Here is an 18,683-nt window from a genome sequence, read left to right as displayed (position 1 = left end):
TTCGGGGGTAACGGTCGTAATCGGTTCGTGATAGTTTCCTCGCCCGTGTCCCCCATTGGTGCGCGCGGTCGAGTGATTTTGGTGTCACTGAGTGTTCTTCTCGGCGGTTTTACCGCCGCCGGAGGGACAGTGTGGCTCCACGACAGACCGAGCGCGGCGACGCTCGGTAGTGCCGCCGCAGGTCAGTCCGACCCGCTGTCCGGCGTCCCGTCGGTCGACCCCTTCGCGAAGCAGCCTTCGTCGTCCATCACCGGCGGCACCCCGGTGCCGGGCGCGACCGGCGCGCCGTCGTCCGAGTCCAGCGCTCCGGCGACGCCGACGACATCGGCCAGCACCGATCCCACCTCGACGACCACGCCAGGCACCCCCAGCAGCAGCGACAGCCCCGCGCCTCCGCCGCCGGCTCCGAAGACCACGCCGTCGTCGAGCAGCCCGGCCCGCAGCACCAACCCGTCGATGGCCGGTCAGGTCGTGGACCTCGTGAACGACGAGCGCGCCAAGGCCGGCTGCGACCCCGTGACCGAGGAATCCCACCTCGACAAGGCCGCGCAGGACCACAGCGACGACATGTCGGCGCGCAACTACTTCTCGCACGACACCCCCGAGGGCGAGCACTTCGACGAGCGCATCCGCGACGCCGGCTACAGCAAGCCGGGCGCCGAGAACATCGCGAAGGGTGCGACGAGCGCGAAGCAGGTGATGCAGCTGTGGATGGACTCCAGCGGCCACCGCGCGAACATCCTCAACTGCTCGCTGACCAAGCTCGGCGTCGGCGTGACCACCGCCGGCTGGTACTGGACGCAGGACTTCGGGTACTGAGCCGACCGGTGCGGAGACCGCCTACTGCGAGTCCTCGATCGGCCGCGTGCTCAGGTCCCCGTAGCGCGCCAGCACCGCCGCGCGCAGGTTCGGATCCGTCCGCGGCACCGGCTCGATGAACACCTCGGTCACGTCGTGGAACCCCGCGGTGAGCTCACCCGCGATCCGCACGCACGCGAACTCGACGTCGGCCGCGCCCAGTGAATCGTCGAAGTCCACGCGGGCGCACACCAGCACCTGGTCGGTGCCCATGAGCATCGTCTGCAAGTCCACCACCGCCTCGATCTCCGGGGCCGAACCGAGGTGGTCGCGCACCCCGCGCACGATCCGCGGATCCGCCTGCCGGCCGATGAGCAGGCCACGGTTGGTGCGGCCCAGCAGGTACGCGACACACGCGAGCAGCACGCCGATGAGGATCGACGCGATGCCGTCCCACACCGAGGAACCCGTGAGCTGGTGCAACCCGATGCCGCCGAAGGCGAGCAGCAGACCGATCAGCGCGGCCGAGTCCTCGAAGAGCACGGTCTTCGGTGCCGGGTCGTCGATCATCCGCAGGTAGGCGAAGAACGACCGGCCTTCTTGGCGGGACTCGTTGCGGACCTGCCGGATCGCCTGCAGCCACGACGTGCCCTCGAGCACGAACGCGATGCCCAGCACCGAGTACCCGACGATCGGGTTCGTCTGCTCTTCGCTTTCGCCGAACACGGTAGTGAAACCCTCGTACAGCGCGAACATCGCGCCCGAGGCGAAGATCGAGACGGCCGCCAGCAGCGACCAGAAGTAGCGTTCCTTGCCGTAGCCGAACGGGTGGATCCGGTCGGCCGGGCGCTCCGAGCGTTTCAGCGCGGTGAGCAACAGGACCTCGGTGATCGTGTCGGCCACCGAGTGCGCGGCCTCCGACAGCATCGCGCCCGAGCCGGTGATGATCCCGGCGATCAGCTTCAGGATGGCGATGGCCAGGTTCACGCCGCCGGCCAGCAGCACGGTGAGGGTGCTCTCGCCGCCCTTTTCCTCTTGCTCGCTCACGGCCAGAACACTAGCGGCGCGCCGGCGTCCGAGTCGGTCGAGAGTGGGTTCGGCGCCGGCTCAGCGTCGCGTCCGAGTCGGTTCGAGCCGGTTGAGCACTGGATCAGCACTGGATCAGTGCCGCGCCAGTGTCGGGTCAGCGCCGGGTCAGAGTCGGTTCAGCCCCGACAGCACGCGTTCCATCAGCGCGATGGCCGGGCGGCCGTCCTCCTTGCGCTGCGGCGCGTGGATCGTGACGAGACCGAGTTCGGCCAGGTCGTCGAGAAGCACGCGCGCTACGCCCAGCGGCACGTTCAGCGTGGCTGCCACCTCGGCCACCGACCGCGGGTACAGGCAGAGTGACCGCACGATCCGGAACTCGCCCTTGATCTGCGGCGAGTTCCAGCGGGGGTCCTGGGCGTTGGCCTTCACGAGCGCCTCGACGGCCAGGTTGCGGCGCGAGTGCGTGCGGCCGCGGGTGAGGACGTACGGCCGCACGAGCGTGCGCGGGCCGGGAACCGGCGAGGGATCGGCGACCCAGCCGTCGCCCACCACTGGCTCGCCAGCGAACTCCTCGCGGCTCGCGCTCGGCCACTCGGGCTCCGGCGGGCGGCTCGGGGCGACGCTGACTCGTCCGGAAGGCGGAAAGGGTGTGCCCGAGTGGCCGGTGTAGCCAGGTCCGCTGTACCCGTTCACCACGTCGCGCCCCCTTATACCGGTAGCCGAATTCGCTTCCCGCAAGCGGCGTCGGTCGCGAGAAACCGAAGAATACGCCCGTTGTCCTGTCTGTCATCGGCAATGTGACGAAGCCGGGTCCAGGGTGCAGAAAATATGCACGGTAAACGTTTTCGGTCGCTATTTCGGGGAAGGTGCGGCTGCGTGGTCAAACGGTTACCGGAATTCCTTCGCGCCATCAAAGCGAAGATGATCAATGTCGCGGGAATGAGGATCAGTTGTTCGATCGGTGCGCTCGGGTTGCCAGTGGACTGACCCGGCAGGACGTGCCGACCGCGCCCGCTGCCAGGGAAAACGGCGGCGGATACCAGTCCGCCGCAGTGCGACCATGATCGTTGAGAATGCCAATTTCGCCGTGACCGTGCTGCACGAATGGAGCAGTCATCCCCTTGTCCAGCAGGTGGAACACCGCGCTCGCGCCCAGTCTCGCCCCGAACCTGGCCCACATCGGACCGCGGGTGTCAAGGGCGCGAACGGTCAGGTGTAAGGCGAACTCCGCCGACGCGAGGGGTCGCCAAGGCCGCGCCGGCGAGCCGTGCAGGGCTACGGCAGACGGCCCTGTTCCCAGCATCCGAGACGCCGGCCTGGCTCCCGCGGCGCCGGCGAATAGGCGGGTGAAAGCGAGCGAAGTGATCGTTTCGCTGTGTACGCATTCGTACACGGGCCGTTAATCGCGAGTGTGCCCGTGGCAATGATCTAAAAACGCCCCTTTCACGATGGCGAACCATCGCAAAAGGGGCGTTCATTCCAGTTCGCGACCGGTTATTTGTCCTCGTCCGGCAGCGGTGTCCCGGTCGGCTTCTCGTCGGTCGGCACGTCCGGCTCGCCGCCGAGGTCGGCGTCCGAGCTCTCGAGCGCCGGGGCGCCCGCCGCCACCAGCGCCGGCTCCGGCTTGCGCTTCACGGCCGTGAGCAGCAGCTGCGCCACGTCCACGACCTCCACGCGCTCGCTCGCGAGGCCGTCGCTCTGGCGCGCCGTGACGCCGTCGGTGAGCATCACGCGGCAGAACGGGCAGCCGGTGGCGATCTTCGACGGTGCGGTGCCCAGCGCCTCGTCCACGCGCTCGACGTTGATCCGCTTGCCGATCTTCTCCTCCATCCACATGCGCGCGCCGCCGGCGCCACAGCACATGGACCGGTCGCCGTGGCGCGGCATCTCGCGCAGCTTCGCGCCCGACGCGCCGACGAGCTCACGCGGAGCGTCGTAGACCTTGTTGTGGCGGCCCAGGTAACACGGGTCGTGGTAGGTCACGTCCTCGGCGACCGGCGCCACCGGCGTCAGGTACTTCTCCCGCACCAGGCGGTTGAGCAGCTGCGTGTGGTGCACGACGTCGAACTGGCCGCCGAGCTCCGGGTACTCGTTGGCGAGCGTGTTGAAGCAGTGGGCGCAGGTCACCACGACCTTGCGTGCCTTGCGCTCGCGGCCCTCGAACACCGAGTTGAGCACCTCGACGTTCTGCTGGGCCAGCATCTGGAACAGGAACTCGTTGCCCGCGCGGCGCGCCGGGTCACCGGTGCACGACTCCTCCGAGCCGAGCACGGTGTACTTCACACCCGCGATGTGCAGCAGCTCGGCCACGGCGCGCGTGGTCTTCTTCGCGCGGTCCTCGAACGCGCCGGCGCAGCCGACCCAGAACAGGTACTCGGCGTCGCCCAGGTCGCCCTCGAAGACCGGCACCTCGAAGTCGAGGTCATCCGTCCACTGCAGACGGTCCTTGGCGTTCTGGCCCCACGGGTTGCCCTTGTTCTCCAGGTTCTTGAACATGCCGTTGAGCTCGGTCGGGAACGACGACTCGATCATCACCTGGTAGCGGCGCATGTCCACGATGTGGTCCACGTGCTCGATGTCCACCGGGCACTGCTCCACGCAGGCACCACACGACGTGCAAGACCAGAGCATGTCGGGGTCGATCACGCCGCCGTCTTCGGCACCGCCGATCAGCGGCCGCTCGGACTCGGCCAGCGCCAGCACGTCGATCCCGGCGTGCGGGTTGTCGCCGGTCAAGCCGATCTCGTCGCCCGCCATGTCCCGCTTGCCGCCGGCCAGCAGGTACGGCGCCTTCGCGTAGGCGTGGTCGCGCAGCTGCGTGATCAGCAGCTTCGGTGACAGCGGCTTGCCGGTGTTCCACGCCGGGCACTGCGACTGGCAGCGGCCGCACTCCGTGCACGTGGAGAAGTCGAGCCAGCCCTTCCAGCTGAAGTCCTCGACGCGGCCGACGCCGAACGTGTCCTCGTCCGGATCCGCTTCCTCGAGGTCGAGCACCTTGCCCTTGCTCATCATCGGCTTCACCGGGCCGAGGGCGACGCCGCCGTCGGCCTCGCGCTTGAAGTAGATGTTGAAGAACGCGCTGAACCGGTGCCACGCGATGCCCATGGTCATCGTGCGGGCCACCACGATCAGCCACACCGTGGCGCTCATCAGCTTGATGAACGCGAACACCGACACCAGCGCGGCGCTCGAGGGCAGCGCGTGGGCCAGCGGGTTGGACACGAACGCGGCCCAGGTCGGCGTCTCGTGCACGCCCATCGCGGCCTTCGCGGCGCGCACGCCGATGATGCCGATGCCCTCGATGATCACCACGGCCTCGACGAAGTAGGCCCACTTGAAGTTCGAGCCCGCGAAGCGCGACTGCCGGTCGGCGCGGCGCGGGTGGTTGGCCTGGCGGATGAGCACGAGGCCGACGCCGCCGACGATCGTGGCCACGCCGAGCAGCTCCATGAGCAGGCTCCACGGTGCCCAGTCCTCGAGGAACGGCCAGCCCCACGTCGGCACGAACACCTCGCCGTAGGCCTCGAACAGCGCGAGCGACCCGATGAGGAAGCCCCACATCACCATCCAGTGCCACGGCGCGACCTGGCGGAACTTCGCCATGCGCGTGTGCGCGGCGAACTCCTTGATCAACGTGCCCAGCCGCGGCAGGAACGGTCCGTTGCGCGTCGAGTCGGGCTGGCCCAGCCGGATCACCCGCACGAAGCGGGCGATGGTGGCGATGAACATTCCCCAGGCGACGATGCCCAGGAGGACCGAGATCCCCCCGAGCGTCAGCTCTACAGCGCCCATCGTCGGGTGCCTTTCGTCCGGTGTGGTGGTGCCGGTGCCCGCGAGTGATCCACAGGTGCCGGTGCCGAGCAGGGTAACGCTTCGTACTGATGGGTAACTGGTTGGCAGCGCCCAAGTCCCACCGATGTGGTGCACGCCTCGCTGGCTAGTGAGACGATCGTTCAGGTAGTTTTGTGTCCATGGGTGCTTACTTGTACCTCGCTTTGGCGATCGCCGCAGAAGTGACGGCCACCGTTTCCCTGAAGCTCTCCGAGGGCTTCACCAAAGTCACGCCGTCCGTGCTCGTCGCCATCGGGTACGGCGTGGCGTTCTTCGCGCTGTCACGGGTGCTGAAGCTCGGGTTGCCGATCGGTGTCGCGTACGCGATCTGGGCCGCGGCCGGTGTCGCGCTCGTCGCGGTCATCGGTGTGCTGTTTTTGAAGGAGCCGTTGAACCTCGCGATGATCGGCGGGCTCGTGCTCGTGATCGGCGGGGTGGTGCTGATCGAGGTCGGGAGCAGCCAGTGAAGATCCAGGTCGACGGACGCAAGGCGCGCGGTGACAAGCGGCGCGCGGAGATCATCGAGGCCACGCTGCGGGTGATCGAGCGCGACGGCGTCGCCGGCGTCACGCACCGCACCGTGGCCACCGAGGCCGACGTGCCCACCGCGTCGACCACCTACCACTTCGCCTCGCTCGACGACCTGCTCGTGGCCACGCTCATCTCGTGCGCCCGCGACATGGCCACCGAGGTGTACTGGATGATCGACCGCGCCCGCTCGCGCGGCAGCCGCGGCGCCGAGGAGGTGGCCGGCCTGCTCGCCGAGGCGCTCGGGCCGCGCCGCGGGCGCACGATGGCCGAGTACGAGCTCTACCTGCTGGCCGCGCGCAAACCCGAGCTGCGCCCGGCCGCGCGGCGCTGGCTCGACGTGCTCACCTCCATGGTCCGCCACCACGACGAGGTGGCGTTCCGCGTGTTCCTCGCCGGCATCGACGGCCTGCTGATCCAGGGCCTGATCGACGACGAGCCGCCCTCGGCCGACGAGCTGCGCCCGGTCGTCGACTACCTGCTCAAGCCCCGCTGAAACGGTGATGCGGTCGCTTCCCCGGTTCGGCTAGCTTGCGCTCATGCGGATCGCAGGCGACTACGAACTCGACGACGACCCCGGCCGGCTCGACCTCGACGTGCTGTGGAAGTTCCTCTCCACCGAGGCCTACTGGGGCCGCTGGCGCACGCGCGAACAGGTGGAGGCGGCCGTGGCCGGGTCCTGGCGGGTGGTCGGCGCGTACGAGCGCGCCACCGGCCGTCAGGTCGGCTTCGCCCGCGCGTTTTCCGACGGGGTGTCCTCGGCCTACCTCGGCGACGTGTTCGTGGTCGAAGACGCGCGCGGCTCGGGGCTGGGCAAGGAGATCGTGCGCGAGATGATCGACAACGGCCCGGGCGCGGGCCTGCGCTGGATGCTGCACACGGCCGACGCGCACGGGTTGTACCGGCAGTTCGGCTTCGCCGAGCACACCCAAGGCCGGTTCCTCGAACGCGAAGGCGTCAACCGCGAATCGCTGCGGTAGACCGATCGGTCGAAATTTCAGTTGTCCTTGGCCGACAACAACTTCGAGATGCTCGCGGCACCGGCGCGGGCCGCGCGTTCGAGGTCCGAGCGACGGTCGGCGAATTGGTTCACCGGCACCGAGAACGCGACCGCGCCCGTGACGCGCAGCGCGCTGTCGAGCACCGGCGCGGACACGCAAGCCAGCTGTGGCTGGAACTCCTCGATCTCGAGCGCGATTCCCGAGCGGGCCACGGTTTCCAGCTCCGTCTCGAGGTCGTGCGCGGTCACGCGGGTGCGGTCGGTGAGGCGCGGCATGCCGGCGCCGGCGAGGTAGTCGCGGCGTTCGCGCACCGGCAGCGACGCGAGCATCACCTTGCCGAACGCGGTGGCGTGCGCGGCTTCGTGGAAGCCGAAGTCGAGCGGCTGCGCACGCGGGAACTCCGGCGAGTCGGCCACGGCCGCGACCACGACGTCGGTGTCGCGGAACACCGTGTAGTAGGCGGGCGCGCTCACGCGCAGGTGCAGCTGGTGCAGGCCGTCGCGCAGCTGGTGGTCGACGTCGAGCTCGCCGAGCAGGCTGTGGTAGAGACCGCCGACCTTGTACCCGAGGCCGAAGCCGCGGCCGTGGCCGAGGCGGATGAGGTAGCCCTCGTGGACCAGGGTGTTGAGCAGGTGGTACGTCGTGGAGAGCTTGTAGCCGGCGCGCCGGGCGACGGCCTTGGCCGCGATGCCGTCACCGGCGCCGGCCACGATCTCGAGCACGCGCAACGCTCGCTGGGCCGAGCCGATGAGTCCACTGGGTTCCTTCTCCGCGGTGTCGTCGTCGGAAAGCGGCAGGGCGGGTTCGGACACAGCGGCACCTCCGTGAAACCGTTCGGCAGTGAACGGGCGATCACCTGCGCCCCCCACCATACGTGCTCCGAACGGCTCAAGCGGAGTACCCGGTCGGCAACGATTGCGACGTCGTCGCCGGTGCTCACGCGGGCCACACCTCGGCTTCACCCGGTGAGATCAAGCCGTTCCCGCATCGGCCCGCCGTGGTGACTCCGGTGTAATCGGATTTCGGCCCACTGGACCGAACGGGTGAGTCGTCAGACCGGTACTTTCGAGCCGGATGCGATCTCGTGGCTTTCCGCCGGAGCGTCGGCGACCACGAGGTCTTCGGGCACCGCCAGGCCGTACAGCCGGGCCGTGTTGAGGCCGAGGATCTTCTTCTTCGTGGCCGCGGTGAGCTCGCCGTACTCGTCGTGGAAGTCCTCCGGCATCTCGAAGTCCACAAAGGACTCCACGAGCTCACGCGGCCCCTGGAGCCCGTAGTCGCTCGCGAAGGTGATGCGGTTCTCGTCCATCCAGTAGAGCAGTTCGCCCACGATCTCGGCGAAGGCGCGCGGCCGCGTGTGGATGAACGGCAACGCCAGCGCGAGCCCGGCGTACACGTTCGGTTCCTGCGTGGCGATCCAGCAGAAGTCCTGCAGTCGCGCCAAGCCCACGTGCTCGACGATGAACCTCAGGTCCGGGAACGCGGCGGCCACCTCGTCGAGGCCGGCGGCGTCGAAGGACGATGAACCGTCGCGGTCCTCGGCGTCGAGCAGCCGCACCGCGGGGTCGGCGTGGAGGTGGACGTTGCGGATGCCGAGCTCCTGGCACCGCTCCAGGAAGCGGTACGAGCACGGGTCCGACAGCTGCCGGCCCTGCTCGGAGGTGATGAGCTTGACGCCCTTGAGCCCCGGCCGGCCCTCGACCGGCTCGAGGCCGGCCACGCTGAACCGTTCGGGGTGCCGCTCGGCGAGCGCGCTCGCGGCGACCTCTCCCTCGGCGTCGGCGGGCTGGCAGATCGCGTGGTCCACGAACCCGGTGTCGAACAGGTCGTAGAGGATCGTTTCCTCGCTCTGGCGCCGAAAGCCGGTGTCGCTCGGCTTCCGGAAGTGCACGTGCCCGTCGACGATGAAGTAGCGCTCGCCGTCCTTTTCGTACATCGGTGCCGGCTCCCTTGCGGTACGAGTACGTGCTGATGTGCAGCTTCTGATCGTCTTCCCCAGGGCGGGAGCGGGTCAACGGCGGTGATTCCATGGAGCGGAAAAACGGCTCAGGGCCACCGCGGGCGAACCCGCGATGGCCCTGACGAGGCAGAACGCTCAGCCCTTGTTCTCGTAGACCGCCGTGATGGTGGCGCGAGCCAGGGTGTGGCCGAACAGGTTGAAGCCCAGGAAAGCGGGCGTGGCATCGCCGTCGATCTCGAGCGAGTCGACGTCGAGCGCGTGCACCACGAAGTAGTAGCGGTGCGGGCCGTGCCCGGGAGGCGGGGCGGCGCCGAGGAACTGCTTCACGCCACCATCACCCTTAAGAGTGACAGCGCCTTCGGGCAGCCCGGAGCCCTTCGCGTCGCCGGCGTCGGCCGCGAGCTCGGTGACCGAGGCGGGGACGTTGAACACGGCCCAGTGCCAGAACCCGCTCGCGGTGGGCGCGTCCGGGTCGTACATCGTGATCGCGAAGCTGCGCGTGCCCTCGGGGAAGCCCTCCCACGACAGCTGCGGCGACCGGTCTTCGCCACCGGCGCCGAAGATGCCGGACAGGTGCGGCGTCGCGAGCGTCTCGCCCTCGGCGATGTCCGTGCTGCGCAGCGTGAACGACGGCACGGACGGCAGGAAATCGTAGGGATTGGGCGTTTGAGGCATCAATCCTCCTTCAAGCGAGCTGATCTTGGAAGTCCAGTCGTCCCCAGGCTAGGACCCTGACCCGACCCCCGGCACCTCAGGGATGTTTCGGGGGGTTTACCGGATGCCGCACCGACCGCGTTCCTCCTACCGTTTGGCGGGACGGATGAGTGGTACTGAGGGGACGGACACCATGGCACGCCCGCTTTTGGCACTGGGTGGCGTAGTTCTGATCGGCGTCGGAGTGGCCATCGCGCTCGGCTGGGGGCTGGGCAGCACGGTGGAGCGCAGCGCGACGGTGTCGCAGCAGATCCGCGGCGTGAAGCTCGACGCCGACTCCGGCGACATCCGGATCCGCACCGGCTCGGGCCCGGTCTCCGTGCACCAGAAGCTCCACTACAACTTCCGCGGCGAACCCGGCGACGCCTTCCGCGTGGAAGGCGACCAGCTCGTGCTCGGCGACTGCGGCCGCAACTGCACCGCCGACTTCGATGTGGTCGTGCCGGCCGGGCTGCCGGTCACCGGCCAGTCGGATTCGGGCTCGCTGGACGTCACGGGCGTGGCGAGCGTGGCCGTGACCGCCGACTCGGGCAGCGCGCGCGTGGTGAACGTGGCCGGCCTGGTGGACCTGCGCCTCGACAGCGGTTCGATCGACCTGCAGGACGTCGGCCCGGTTCAGCTGCACAGCGACTCCGGCCACGTGAAGGCCGACGGGGTGCGCGGCCCGGTCGACGTCTCCGCCGACAGCGGCAGCGTCGAGGTCGCCCTCGCGACGCCCAACGACGTGAAGGTGCACGCCGATTCCGGCAGCGTCGACGTGCGGGTGCCGACCGGGTCGTACCGGGTGATCGGCGACACCGACAGCGGCCACCGGACGGTGTCGATCCCCGACTCGACCAGCACGGACCGGAAGACGCTCGACCTCAACACTTCCAGCGGCAGCGTCACCGTCAAGGCTGCCTGACACCTCCGGGGGACCATTCAGATGCGCAAGATCGAGAACCGGCTGCTGGCGGCCGTGCTGGCCGGCGCGGTGGGGGCGTTCGTCGTCACGGCGAGCCTCGGCCTGGCCTCCCGTCCCGAAGTGACCCCGCCGGCCCCGGTCGCGGTGGTCCAGGTGACGGTGCCGGCCGGCGACCTGCGGCTCACGGAGCCGGTGCTGGTGCGGGACGAGGGGTCCCACCGCGCCGCGCGTCCGGTCGCGGCGGCTCGGCCGGCATGAAGCTGATCGCTGCTGTCCTGTTTGTTCTTCCTGTCGCCGTCGGCGCTCGCTGCTGATCGACTCGGGCGGGGCCCGGCGGATCCGCACTGGCGCGCCGCGGAGACGAAGTACCTGGTGAGCGGCCTCACACCCCCTCACGGCACGATCTGCCGGTGAGCCCGGGAACAAGAGCCACTACCCCTTCGTTAGCCTGATACGAAGGTTGAGTGCAGCTGACTCAAGTCTGGCTTGACGAAGCTGCCGGAAGCCCGATAGAACTTGCCAGGGGTCCGCTCAAGGCGGACCCGAAACGTGCAGGTCACGAACATAGCAGCAGAGCTGCCAACACAGGAGGAAGCACCATGGCGCGAGCGGTCGGCATCGACCTCGGCACGACCAACTCGGTCGTAGCCGTCCTTGAGGGCGGCGAGCCGACGGTCATCGCCAACTCTGAAGGCTCCCGGACCACCCCGTCCATCGTCGCGTTCGCCAAGAACGGTGAAGTGCTCACCGGTCAGTCGGCGAAGAACCAGGCCGTGACCAACGTCGACCGCACCATCCGGTCCGTGAAGCGGCACATCGGTACCGACTGGAACACCGAGATCGACACCAAGAACTACACGCCGCAGGAGATCAGCGCGCGCGTGCTGATGAAGCTGAAGCGTGACGCCGAGGCGTACCTGGGCGAAGAGATCACCGACGCGGTCATCACCGTGCCGGCGTACTTCGAGGACGCCCAGCGGCAGGCCACGAAGGAGGCCGGGCAGATCGCCGGCCTGAACGTGCTCCGCATCGTCAACGAGCCGACCGCCGCCGCGCTGGCGTACGGCCTGGACAAGGGCGAGAAGGAACAGACCATCCTGGTCTTCGACCTCGGTGGCGGTACGTTCGACGTGTCGCTGCTGGAGATCGGCGAGGGTGTCGTCGAGGTGCGGGCCACGTCCGGTGACAACCACCTCGGTGGTGACGACTGGGACGAGCGCATCGTCAAGTGGCTGGTCGACAAGTTCAAGGCCTCCAACGGCATCGACCTGACCAAGGACAAGATGGCCCTGCAGCGCATCCGCGAGGCGGCCGAGAAGGCGAAGATCGAGCTCTCGAGCTCCAACTCCGCCGGCATCAACCTGCCCTACATCACGGTCGACAGCGACAAGAACCCGCTGTTCCTCGACGAGACGCTGTCGCGCGCCGAGTTCCAGAAGATCACCGCGGACCTGCTCGAGCGCACCCGCAACCCGTTCAACAACGTGATCCGCGACGCGGGCATCGCCGTCGGCGACATCGACCACGTCGTGCTCGTGGGTGGTTCCACCCGCATGCCGGCCGTGTCGGACCTGGTCAAGGAGCTTACCGGCGGGCGCGAGCCGAACAAGGGCGTGAACCCGGACGAGGTCGTGGCCGTGGGTGCCGCGCTGCAGGCCGGTGTGCTGAAGGGTGAGGTCAAGGACGTCCTCCTGCTGGACGTGACCCCGCTTTCGCTGGGCATCGAGACCAAGGGCGGGGTGTTCACCAAGCTCATCGAGCGCAACACCACGATCCCGACCAAGCGCAGCGAGATCTTCTCCACGGCGGACGACAACCAGCCGTCGGTGCAGATCCAGGTGTTCCAGGGTGAGCGCGAGATCGCGGCGCACAACAAGAAGCTCGGCATGTTCGAGCTGACCGGTCTTCCGCCGGCCCCGCGTGGCGTGCCGCAGATCGAGGTCACCTTCGACATCGACGCCAACGGCATCGTGCACGTGACCGCGAAGGACCTGGGCACGAACAAGGAGCAGTCGATGACGATCACCGGTGGCTCCGCGCTGCCGAAGGACGACATCGACCGCATGGTCAAGGACGCCGAGGCCCACGCCGAGGAAGACAAGAAGCGCCGTGAGGAAGCGGAAACCCGCAACCAGGCGGAGACTCTCGTCTACCAGACCGAGAAGTTCGTCAAGGACAACGAGGACAAGCTGCCCGAGGACCTCAAGGGCAAGGTGAAGACCGCGATCGACGAGGCCCAGGAAGCGCTCAAGGGCACCGACTCGGCCAAGATCCGGGAGTCCATCGAGAAGCTGAACACGGCTTCGCAGGAGCTGGGCACCGCGCTGTACGCCAACCAGGGTGCGGCCGGTGCGGAAGGTGCCGCGCCGGGTGCCGACGCCGGGTCCGCGGGTGCGGGCCAGGACAAGGCCGATGACGTGGTCGACGCCGAGATCGTGGAAGAGGACGAGAAGAAGTGACCCCACGCCACTCCGAAGCCGAGGGCCGAGGCCCAGAGGAACCGGTAGTCGTGCGGGACCGGCGGCGGGTCGACCCGCAGACCGGTGAAGTTCGCCCGCCGTTGCCGGAGGACGAAGCCGTTGTCGACGAGGCGCCCGCGCAGCACGCGGGCCCCTCGCTCGGCGACTCGATCGACGACGCGGTCTCCATCGGGTCCGACGTCGAGAAGCAGCTGGCCGAGCGCACGGCCGACCTGCAGCGACTGCAGGCGGAGTACGCCAACTACCGCAAGCGCGTGGACCGCGACCGCGAGGCCGTGGTGCTGGGCGCGAAGGCGTCGGTGGTCGGCGATCTGCTGCCCCTGCTCGACGACCTCGAGCGGGCCGAGCAGCACGGTGACCTCACCGGTGCGTTCAAGGCGGTCGGCGACAAGCTGGTGAGCGGCATGCAGCGAGCCGGGCTCGAGTCGTTCGGCGCGGAGGGCGAGCCCTTCGACCCGAGCGTGCACGAGGCCGTGCAGCACAACACCTCGCCCGATGTGGCGGGCCCGACGGTCACCGTGGTCATGCGCCGCGGCTACCGCTTCGGCGACCGGGTTCTGCGGGCGGCGCTGGTCGGGGTCACCGACCACGAGCCGGCCGCGTCGCCGGTCGACCCGCCCGTCGGCGGCGAGCTGCCGCTGGACGGATCGATCGATGAGCCGAACCAGCAGTAACAACCGTTTCGCAGCGAAAGGAGGAGGCACCCGATGAGTGCTCGGGAGTGGATGGGCAAGGACTTCTACAAAGAGCTGGGTGTCTCCTCCGACGCCACCGCGGACGAGATCAAGAAGGCGTACCGCAAGCTCGCCAAGGAGAACCACCCGGACGCCAACGCGGGCAACACCGCGGCGGAGAACAAGTTCAAGGCCGTGTCCGAGGCCTACGGCGTGCTGTCCGATCCGGCCAAGCGCAAGGAGTACGACGAGGCCCAGCGCCTCTTCGGCTCCGGTGGCTTCGGCGGGTTCCCGGGCGGCGCCGGCGGCGGTGCGGGCGGCTTCGACATGGGCGACATCTTCGGCCAGGCCGGCGCGGCTCAGCAGGGCGGTTTCGGTGGGCTCGGCGACATCCTCGGCGGCATCTTCGGCCGTCAGGGCGGCCGGGCCGGCGGCGCCGCTTCGGCCAACCGGCCGCAGCGCGGCGCCGACGTCGAGACCGACGTGCGGATCGACTTCACCGAGGCGGTCAAGGGCGCGACCCTGCCGTTGCGGCTGTCGAGCCCGGCCACGTGTGCCACGTGTGGCGGCAACGGCGCGAAGCCGGGCACGTCGCCGCGCCAGTGCCCGACCTGTGGCGGGTCGGGTCTCGTCAGCCGCAGCCAGGGAGCGTTCGCGTTCTCCGAGCCGTGCCGCGACTGCCGCGGCCGCGGCCAGATCATCGACGACCCGTGCCCCGAGTGCGGTGGCGAGGGCATCAGCACCCGCACCCGCACGCTGACCGTGCGCATCCCGCCGGGCGTCAACGACGACCAGCGGATCCGCCTGGCCGGCCAGGGCGAACCGGGCCGCGGCGGCGCGCAGGCCGGCGACCTGTACGTGCGCGTGCACGTCGCACCGCACAAGCTGTTCGGGCGCAAGGACTTGGACCTCACGCTCACGGTGCCGGTCGACTTCACCGAGCTCGCGCTGGGCACCACGATCACGGTGCCGACGCTCGAGGGCAAGGTGTCGCTCAAGGTTCCCGCGGGCACCGCGAGCGGCCGCGTGCTTCGCGTGCGCGGCAAGGGAATCCAGAAGCGCGACGGCTCACAGGGTGACCTGCTCGTGACCCTGCAGGCCTCCGTTCCGGCGAAACTGGACGACAAGGCTCGCGAGGCCCTCGAGGCCTACGCCGAGGCGATGAAGGGCCACGACCCGCGGCCCGAGGTGACCGAGATGCTCGAAGGCAGGTGAGGGTGATGTTCGGCGGAATCCCGGGACTCCCACACGGCGCGGACGAGGACACGCCGGTGTTCGTGATCTCCGTGGCAGCCCAGCTCTCGGGCCTCCACGCCCAAACCCTGCGCTCCTACGACCGCCAAGGCCTGGTCTCCCCGGGCCGCACCTCCGGTGGCGGCCGCAGGTACTCGATGCGCGACATCGCACTGCTGCGGGAAGTCCAGCGCCTCTCGCAGGAAGACGGCGTCAACCTGGCGGGCGTGAAGCGCATCATCGAACTGGAAAACCAGGTCGACGCGCTTCGGGCGCGGGTGCACGAGCTGACCGAGGAACTGGCGTCCGCGTACGCCGCCGCCGAACAAGCCGCCGCGGCGGTGCACGCTTCGTACCGGAAGGACCTGGTGCCGATGAGGCAGCAGACGTCCTTGGTGGTGTGGAAGCCGAAGCGCCGCTGAGGTTTTGGATTTTTGGTTTTTTGGGTTTTGGGGACAGCCCCTTTGCTGCCGGATTCGGTGGTGGAGGGGCTGTTTCGCGTTCCGGGCCCGGGTGCGTCACGACGGAGGTGCGAACGGTCCGTCCGCGCAGGTGTCCGGTGCGCGAGCGGCACTTTCGCGTCGCAGCGGGTTCTCGACCGGTCCCTTCGCGCACGGGCGGTCGCGCGACCGGCCCTTTCGGGCACGCGGCAGGCGCGCGACCGGTCCTTTCGCGCCGCCCGGTTGGTGCGAGCGGCCCGTTGGTGCTGCGCGGTTGAGCGTGACCGGTCCTTTCGCGTTGAGGCGATCGCGCGAGTGGCCCGTTCGTGCCGCGAGAGGTGGTGCGAGCGGACCCCTGGTGCTGCGCGGCGGCGCGTGGCCGGTCCGCGCGTGCCAGTTTGCGACCGGTCCCTTCGCGCACCAACCCCGCGGCACGACCGGTCCCTTCTCACGCGCGGCAGGTTCGCGACCGGCCCGTTCGCGCACGCGGCAGGCGCGCGAGCGGCCCTTTCGCGCCGTGGGGTTGGTGCGAGCGGCCCGTTGGTGCTGTCGATTGAGTGCGAACGGTCCTTTCGTGTCGGGGCGGTCGCGCGAGTGGCCCGTTCGTGCCGCGAGAGGTGGTGCGAGCGGACTCCTGGTGCTGTGCGGCTGCGCGCGACCGGTCCGTTCGTGCTGAGGTGCGACCGGTCCCCTCGCACACGCAGCAGGTTTGCGACCGGTCCCATCGCGCCGCGGGTCGGCGCCAGGGGGCCGTTGGTGCGGCTGAGCGCGCGCGAGCGGTCCGTTCGCGCAGCGAAGGCCGGCCGGTGCGGACCATCCGTGCCACAGAGCGACCGCGAGCGGTCCACTGACCCCACGGCAAGCGCGAGACAACCCGCGCGAGTCGGAACCGCTCAGACCACCGGCTCAGATCACCGGATCAAACCGCCCGTTCAAACCACCCGCGCAAGGCCCAACCTCACGAAGAAGTCTTCAAGTACTCCCCGAAAAACCCCATCACCCTCTGCCAAGCATCCCGGTCCGAAGGCTCGTGATACCCGAACCCCACCACCTTCGCAAACGCCGCGACCGGCGCCGGCCCCATCTTGTTCGCGAAGCTGTGGCCCGCGTCGGGGTATTCCTTCACGTCGTGGGGCACCGACCGCTCCGTCAGGGCCGCGCTCAACTTCGCCGCGGCGCCCCGCAGCGAAGGATCACGGCGACCGAAGCTCGCCACCACCGGACAAGCATCGTCCAAAACGGACAAATCCCGAGGAAGCTGCCCGTAGTACGGCGCGGACACGTCGAACGACCGTGAAGCGGCGACGAGCGCGAACCCGCCACCCATGCAGTACCCCGCGATACCGATCTTGCCCGTGCAATCCGCCCGGTTGGCAAGCAGCACCCGCGCAGCTTCGATGTCGTCGAAGGCGCGGCCCGAGCGGGCGAACATGTCCTTGAAGGTCTGGCGCACGCAGCGGAACAGGCCGCCGCGGGAGTACAGGTTGGGGCTGAGCGCGAGGTAGCCCTCGGACGCGAAGTGGTCGGTGATGTTCCGCGCGTCCTGGGTCAGCCCGATGGCGTCGTGGATGATCACGACGGCGGGGTGCGGGCCGCTACTGGAAGGCAGGGCCAGGTAGCCGTCGATGTCGCCGGCCGGGGTGGGGATCGTGATCTCCATGGACCACGACACTAGTCCAAAGTGAACGGGTCGTACCGGATGCGTTCGAGGTCCACACCGGCGGCGAGCAGCTTCGCGATCGTGCCGCGGATCATGTCCGGTGAGCCCGCCACCAGCACCTCGTGGTCCTTCCAGGCACCACGTTGCGTGACCGCGGTGGCCAGCGTCCCCCGGTCGCCGCCGGGGACGGCACCCTCTTCGGTGACGGGGGTGACCGTGAGCCAGCGCGAGGTGACGGCCAGGCGGCGCAGCTCGTCGAGCGCGTAGAGGTCGCTGGGCTTGCGTCCACCGAAGAACACGTGCACCGGCGGGTTGCGCTTCCAGCGCGAGAGGTCGTCGAGGATCGCCATCAGGGGTGCGATGCCGGTGCCGCCGGCGATCATCAGCAGGGGTCGCTGGTCGGCGGTCGGCACCACGGACAGCGCGCCCAGCGAAGGGCCCAGGCGCCAGACGTCGCCGGCGTGCGTGTGGTTCACGATGGCCCGCGAGACCCAGCCGCCGTGGACCGCGCGCACGTGGAAGGTGAGCAGGCCGTCGTCGCGCGGGGCCGTGGCCATGGACAGGTACCGCCACAGCCGCGGCCGCTGCGGTACCTCCACGCTCACGTACCCGCCGGAGCGGTACGGCAGCAGCTCGTCGGTGCGCACCCGCACCAGCGCGACGTCGGGCGAGAGCTTGCGGTGCTCCAGCACCGTGCCGCTCCACGACGCGGGCCCGGTCTCCTGCGCGGCGGCCTTGCGCATGGTCTCGGAGATCACGCCGTAGGCCGACGTCCACGCCGTTTCCACCTCGGGCGTCCACGCTTTGCCGAGAAAACGTTTCATCGCACTGATCAACGCGGTTCCGACGGCGTCGTAGTGGCGCGTCACCACGTTGAACTTCCGGTGGTCACGGCCGAGTTGACCGAGGAACGTGGTGAGTTCGTCGGGTCTGTCCACCATCTGCACCACGTACACGAGCGCGCGCAGCAATCTGCTGCGCTGTGTGGCCATCGTCACCGGAAACAGATCGCGCGCGTCCGGCGCGATCACGAACAGCGCCCCGTAGAAGTACTGCGCCAGCTCCTCGGATTTCGGCTCCACCAGCGCGAAACTCTCGCGGATCACCCGCGCGGTCTCGGATCCGGGCAGCGGTCTGCGCACCACGGCGGGAGCAAGGTCGATCTTCACGGATTCAGCACTCATCGGGAACGGTTTTCTCCAGTCTTGCCAAGCAGTTTCAGTCTTCACGCGGCTTTGCGTACGCGTGCCGCCCCCGAGGAATCCCGACTGTAGGCGTGCTGACCGAAAAAAGGGCGCAGTTAACGCCGTTCCCGCTCGAACGGAGCAATTATCGACACGACCAGTCAACCCGATCTGGCGCTCTGTAAAAATGATCTTCCGCGGTTTCCCTTGGCGGGAAACGGTTTCCGTGGGCCGGTAACCGCCCACC

The 18,683-nt window shown here is 68.9% G+C and carries 19 protein-coding genes; 10 read left to right on the top strand and 9 right to left on the bottom strand.

Annotated elements, in window-relative coordinates:
• Positions 1 to 182 precede the first annotated feature (182 nt).
• On the bottom strand, positions 183 to 446 hold the full coding sequence (locus VSH64_RS35970) for a hypothetical protein (RefSeq protein WP_326567203.1): 264 nt from the start codon (positions 444 to 446) through the stop codon (positions 183 to 185).
• A 10-nt stretch (positions 447 to 456) separates the two neighbouring features.
• On the opposite strand from VSH64_RS35970, the gene VSH64_RS35965 reads away from it, so the two are divergent.
• Positions 457 to 819, top strand: coding sequence for a CAP domain-containing protein (locus VSH64_RS35965; RefSeq protein WP_326567202.1), 363 nt, complete (start codon positions 457 to 459; stop codon positions 817 to 819).
• Positions 820 to 840: 21 nt separating this feature from the next.
• Here the strand turns inward: VSH64_RS35965 and VSH64_RS35960 are convergent, their stop codons facing one another.
• The 3 genes from VSH64_RS35960 to VSH64_RS35950 form a co-directional block, all read right to left on the bottom strand.
• Complete coding sequence (locus VSH64_RS35960) at positions 841 to 1,845, bottom strand: cation diffusion facilitator family transporter (protein WP_326567201.1); 1,005 nt, start codon at positions 1,843 to 1,845, stop codon at positions 841 to 843.
• Between the two features lie 147 nt (positions 1,846 to 1,992).
• Complete coding sequence (locus VSH64_RS35955; RefSeq protein WP_326567200.1) at positions 1,993 to 2,376, bottom strand: DUF742 domain-containing protein; 384 nt, start codon at positions 2,374 to 2,376, stop codon at positions 1,993 to 1,995.
• 945 nt (positions 2,377 to 3,321) lie between these two features.
• A complete protein-coding gene (locus tag VSH64_RS35950) occupies positions 3,322 to 5,619 on the bottom strand; it encodes a (Fe-S)-binding protein (RefSeq protein WP_326567199.1) in 2,298 nt (765 codons plus the stop codon).
• Positions 5,620 to 5,798: 179 nt separating this feature from the next.
• Here VSH64_RS35950 and VSH64_RS35945 point away from each other — a divergent pair, with 179 nt between their 5' ends.
• Genes VSH64_RS35945 through VSH64_RS35935 form a run of 3 tightly spaced genes read left to right on the top strand, consistent with a single transcriptional unit; the run spans position 5,799 to position 7,166 of the window.
• A complete protein-coding gene (locus VSH64_RS35945; protein ID WP_326567198.1) occupies positions 5,799 to 6,125 on the top strand; it encodes a DMT family transporter in 327 nt (108 codons plus the stop codon).
• Positions 6,122 to 6,682, top strand: coding sequence for a TetR/AcrR family transcriptional regulator (locus VSH64_RS35940; RefSeq protein WP_326567197.1), 561 nt, complete (start codon positions 6,122 to 6,124; stop codon positions 6,680 to 6,682). The genes VSH64_RS35945 and VSH64_RS35940 overlap by 4 nt, the downstream gene beginning before the upstream one ends.
• Positions 6,683 to 6,725: 43 nt before the next feature.
• Positions 6,726 to 7,166 (top strand): GNAT family N-acetyltransferase, encoded by a 441-nt coding sequence (locus tag VSH64_RS35935; RefSeq protein ID WP_326567196.1) that lies wholly within the window; start codon positions 6,726 to 6,728, stop codon positions 7,164 to 7,166.
• 17 nt (positions 7,167 to 7,183) lie between these two features.
• Here VSH64_RS35935 and VSH64_RS35930 read toward each other — a convergent pair whose 3' ends face one another.
• From VSH64_RS35930 to VSH64_RS35920, 3 genes are all read right to left on the bottom strand, one after another.
• On the bottom strand, positions 7,184 to 7,999 hold the full coding sequence (locus VSH64_RS35930) for an IclR family transcriptional regulator (RefSeq protein ID WP_326567194.1): 816 nt from the start codon (positions 7,997 to 7,999) through the stop codon (positions 7,184 to 7,186).
• A gap of 239 nt (positions 8,000 to 8,238) precedes the next feature.
• Positions 8,239 to 9,123 (bottom strand): amidohydrolase family protein, encoded by an 885-nt coding sequence (locus VSH64_RS35925; protein WP_326567193.1) that lies wholly within the window; start codon positions 9,121 to 9,123, stop codon positions 8,239 to 8,241.
• Between the two features lie 159 nt (positions 9,124 to 9,282).
• The gene (locus tag VSH64_RS35920) at positions 9,283 to 9,822 is read right to left on the bottom strand and encodes a YbhB/YbcL family Raf kinase inhibitor-like protein (RefSeq protein WP_326567192.1); all 540 of its coding nucleotides are present in this window, start codon (positions 9,820 to 9,822) and stop codon (positions 9,283 to 9,285) included.
• Positions 9,823 to 9,994: 172 nt separating this feature from the next.
• Between VSH64_RS35920 and VSH64_RS35915 the strand changes: the two genes are divergently transcribed.
• The 6 genes from VSH64_RS35915 (at position 9,995) to VSH64_RS35890 (ending at position 15,574) form a co-directional block, all read left to right on the top strand.
• Positions 9,995 to 10,765, top strand: coding sequence for a DUF4097 family beta strand repeat-containing protein (locus VSH64_RS35915; protein WP_326567191.1), 771 nt, complete (start codon positions 9,995 to 9,997; stop codon positions 10,763 to 10,765).
• A 21-nt stretch (positions 10,766 to 10,786) separates the two neighbouring features.
• Complete coding sequence (locus VSH64_RS35910; protein WP_326567190.1) at positions 10,787 to 11,023, top strand: hypothetical protein; 237 nt, start codon at positions 10,787 to 10,789, stop codon at positions 11,021 to 11,023.
• Between the two features lie 341 nt (positions 11,024 to 11,364).
• Positions 11,365 to 13,224 (top strand): molecular chaperone DnaK, encoded by a 1,860-nt coding sequence (dnaK, locus tag VSH64_RS35905; protein WP_326567189.1) that lies wholly within the window; start codon positions 11,365 to 11,367, stop codon positions 13,222 to 13,224.
• Complete coding sequence (gene grpE, locus VSH64_RS35900) at positions 13,221 to 13,919, top strand: nucleotide exchange factor GrpE (protein WP_326567188.1); 699 nt, start codon at positions 13,221 to 13,223, stop codon at positions 13,917 to 13,919. Before dnaK ends, grpE begins: the two co-directional genes overlap by 4 nt.
• Before the next feature lie 33 nt (positions 13,920 to 13,952).
• Complete coding sequence (gene dnaJ, locus VSH64_RS35895; RefSeq protein ID WP_326567187.1) at positions 13,953 to 15,134, top strand: molecular chaperone DnaJ; 1,182 nt, start codon at positions 13,953 to 13,955, stop codon at positions 15,132 to 15,134.
• A 5-nt stretch (positions 15,135 to 15,139) separates the two neighbouring features.
• A complete protein-coding gene (locus VSH64_RS35890) occupies positions 15,140 to 15,574 on the top strand; it encodes a heat shock protein transcriptional repressor HspR (RefSeq protein WP_220245238.1) in 435 nt (144 codons plus the stop codon).
• 976 nt (positions 15,575 to 16,550) lie between these two features.
• Here VSH64_RS35890 and VSH64_RS35885 read toward each other — a convergent pair.
• Positions 16,551 to 17,252, bottom strand: a complete 702-nt coding sequence (locus tag VSH64_RS35885) for a dienelactone hydrolase family protein (RefSeq protein WP_326567186.1) — start codon at positions 17,250 to 17,252, stop codon at positions 16,551 to 16,553.
• 11 nt (positions 17,253 to 17,263) lie between these two features.
• Positions 17,264 to 18,436: a globin domain-containing protein gene (locus tag VSH64_RS35880; protein WP_326567185.1), complete on the bottom strand. Its 1,173-nt coding sequence runs from the start codon at positions 18,434 to 18,436 to the stop codon at positions 17,264 to 17,266.
• Positions 18,437 to 18,683 lie beyond the last annotated feature (247 nt).

The organism is Amycolatopsis rhabdoformis (assembly GCF_035918295.1).
In the GTDB taxonomy this organism is placed as follows: domain Bacteria; phylum Actinomycetota; class Actinomycetes; order Mycobacteriales; family Pseudonocardiaceae; genus Amycolatopsis; species Amycolatopsis rhabdoformis.
Note: the sequence above shows the minus strand (reverse complement) of the source record. Positions and strands in the feature narration are given on the sequence as shown.

Excerpts from the sequence above, each read along its gene's own strand:
- VSH64_RS35965 (WP_326567202.1), top strand. The coding sequence starts at position 457 with ATGGCCGGTCAGGTCGTGGACCTCGTGAACGACGAGCGCGCCAAGGCC.
- VSH64_RS35950 (WP_326567199.1), bottom strand. The coding sequence starts at position 5,619 with ATGGGCGCTGTAGAGCTGACGCTCGGGGGGATCTCGGTCCTCCTGGGC.
- VSH64_RS35945 (WP_326567198.1), top strand. The coding sequence starts at position 5,799 with ATGGGTGCTTACTTGTACCTCGCTTTGGCGATCGCCGCAGAAGTGACG.
- VSH64_RS35935 (WP_326567196.1), top strand. The coding sequence starts at position 6,726 with ATGCGGATCGCAGGCGACTACGAACTCGACGACGACCCCGGCCGGCTC.
- VSH64_RS35925 (WP_326567193.1), bottom strand. The coding sequence starts at position 9,123 with ATGTACGAAAAGGACGGCGAGCGCTACTTCATCGTCGACGGGCACGTG.
- VSH64_RS35920 (WP_326567192.1), bottom strand. The coding sequence starts at position 9,822 with ATGCCTCAAACGCCCAATCCCTACGATTTCCTGCCGTCCGTGCCGTCG.
- VSH64_RS35915 (WP_326567191.1), top strand. The coding sequence starts at position 9,995 with ATGGCACGCCCGCTTTTGGCACTGGGTGGCGTAGTTCTGATCGGCGTC.
- VSH64_RS35910 (WP_326567190.1), top strand. The coding sequence starts at position 10,787 with ATGCGCAAGATCGAGAACCGGCTGCTGGCGGCCGTGCTGGCCGGCGCG.
- dnaK (WP_326567189.1), top strand. The coding sequence starts at position 11,365 with ATGGCGCGAGCGGTCGGCATCGACCTCGGCACGACCAACTCGGTCGTA.
- dnaJ (WP_326567187.1), top strand. The coding sequence starts at position 13,953 with ATGAGTGCTCGGGAGTGGATGGGCAAGGACTTCTACAAAGAGCTGGGT.
- VSH64_RS35890 (WP_220245238.1), top strand. The coding sequence starts at position 15,140 with ATGTTCGGCGGAATCCCGGGACTCCCACACGGCGCGGACGAGGACACG.
- VSH64_RS35885 (WP_326567186.1), bottom strand. The coding sequence starts at position 17,252 with ATGGAGATCACGATCCCCACCCCGGCCGGCGACATCGACGGCTACCTG.
- VSH64_RS35880 (WP_326567185.1), bottom strand. The coding sequence starts at position 18,436 with ATGAGTGCTGAATCCGTGAAGATCGACCTTGCTCCCGCCGTGGTGCGC.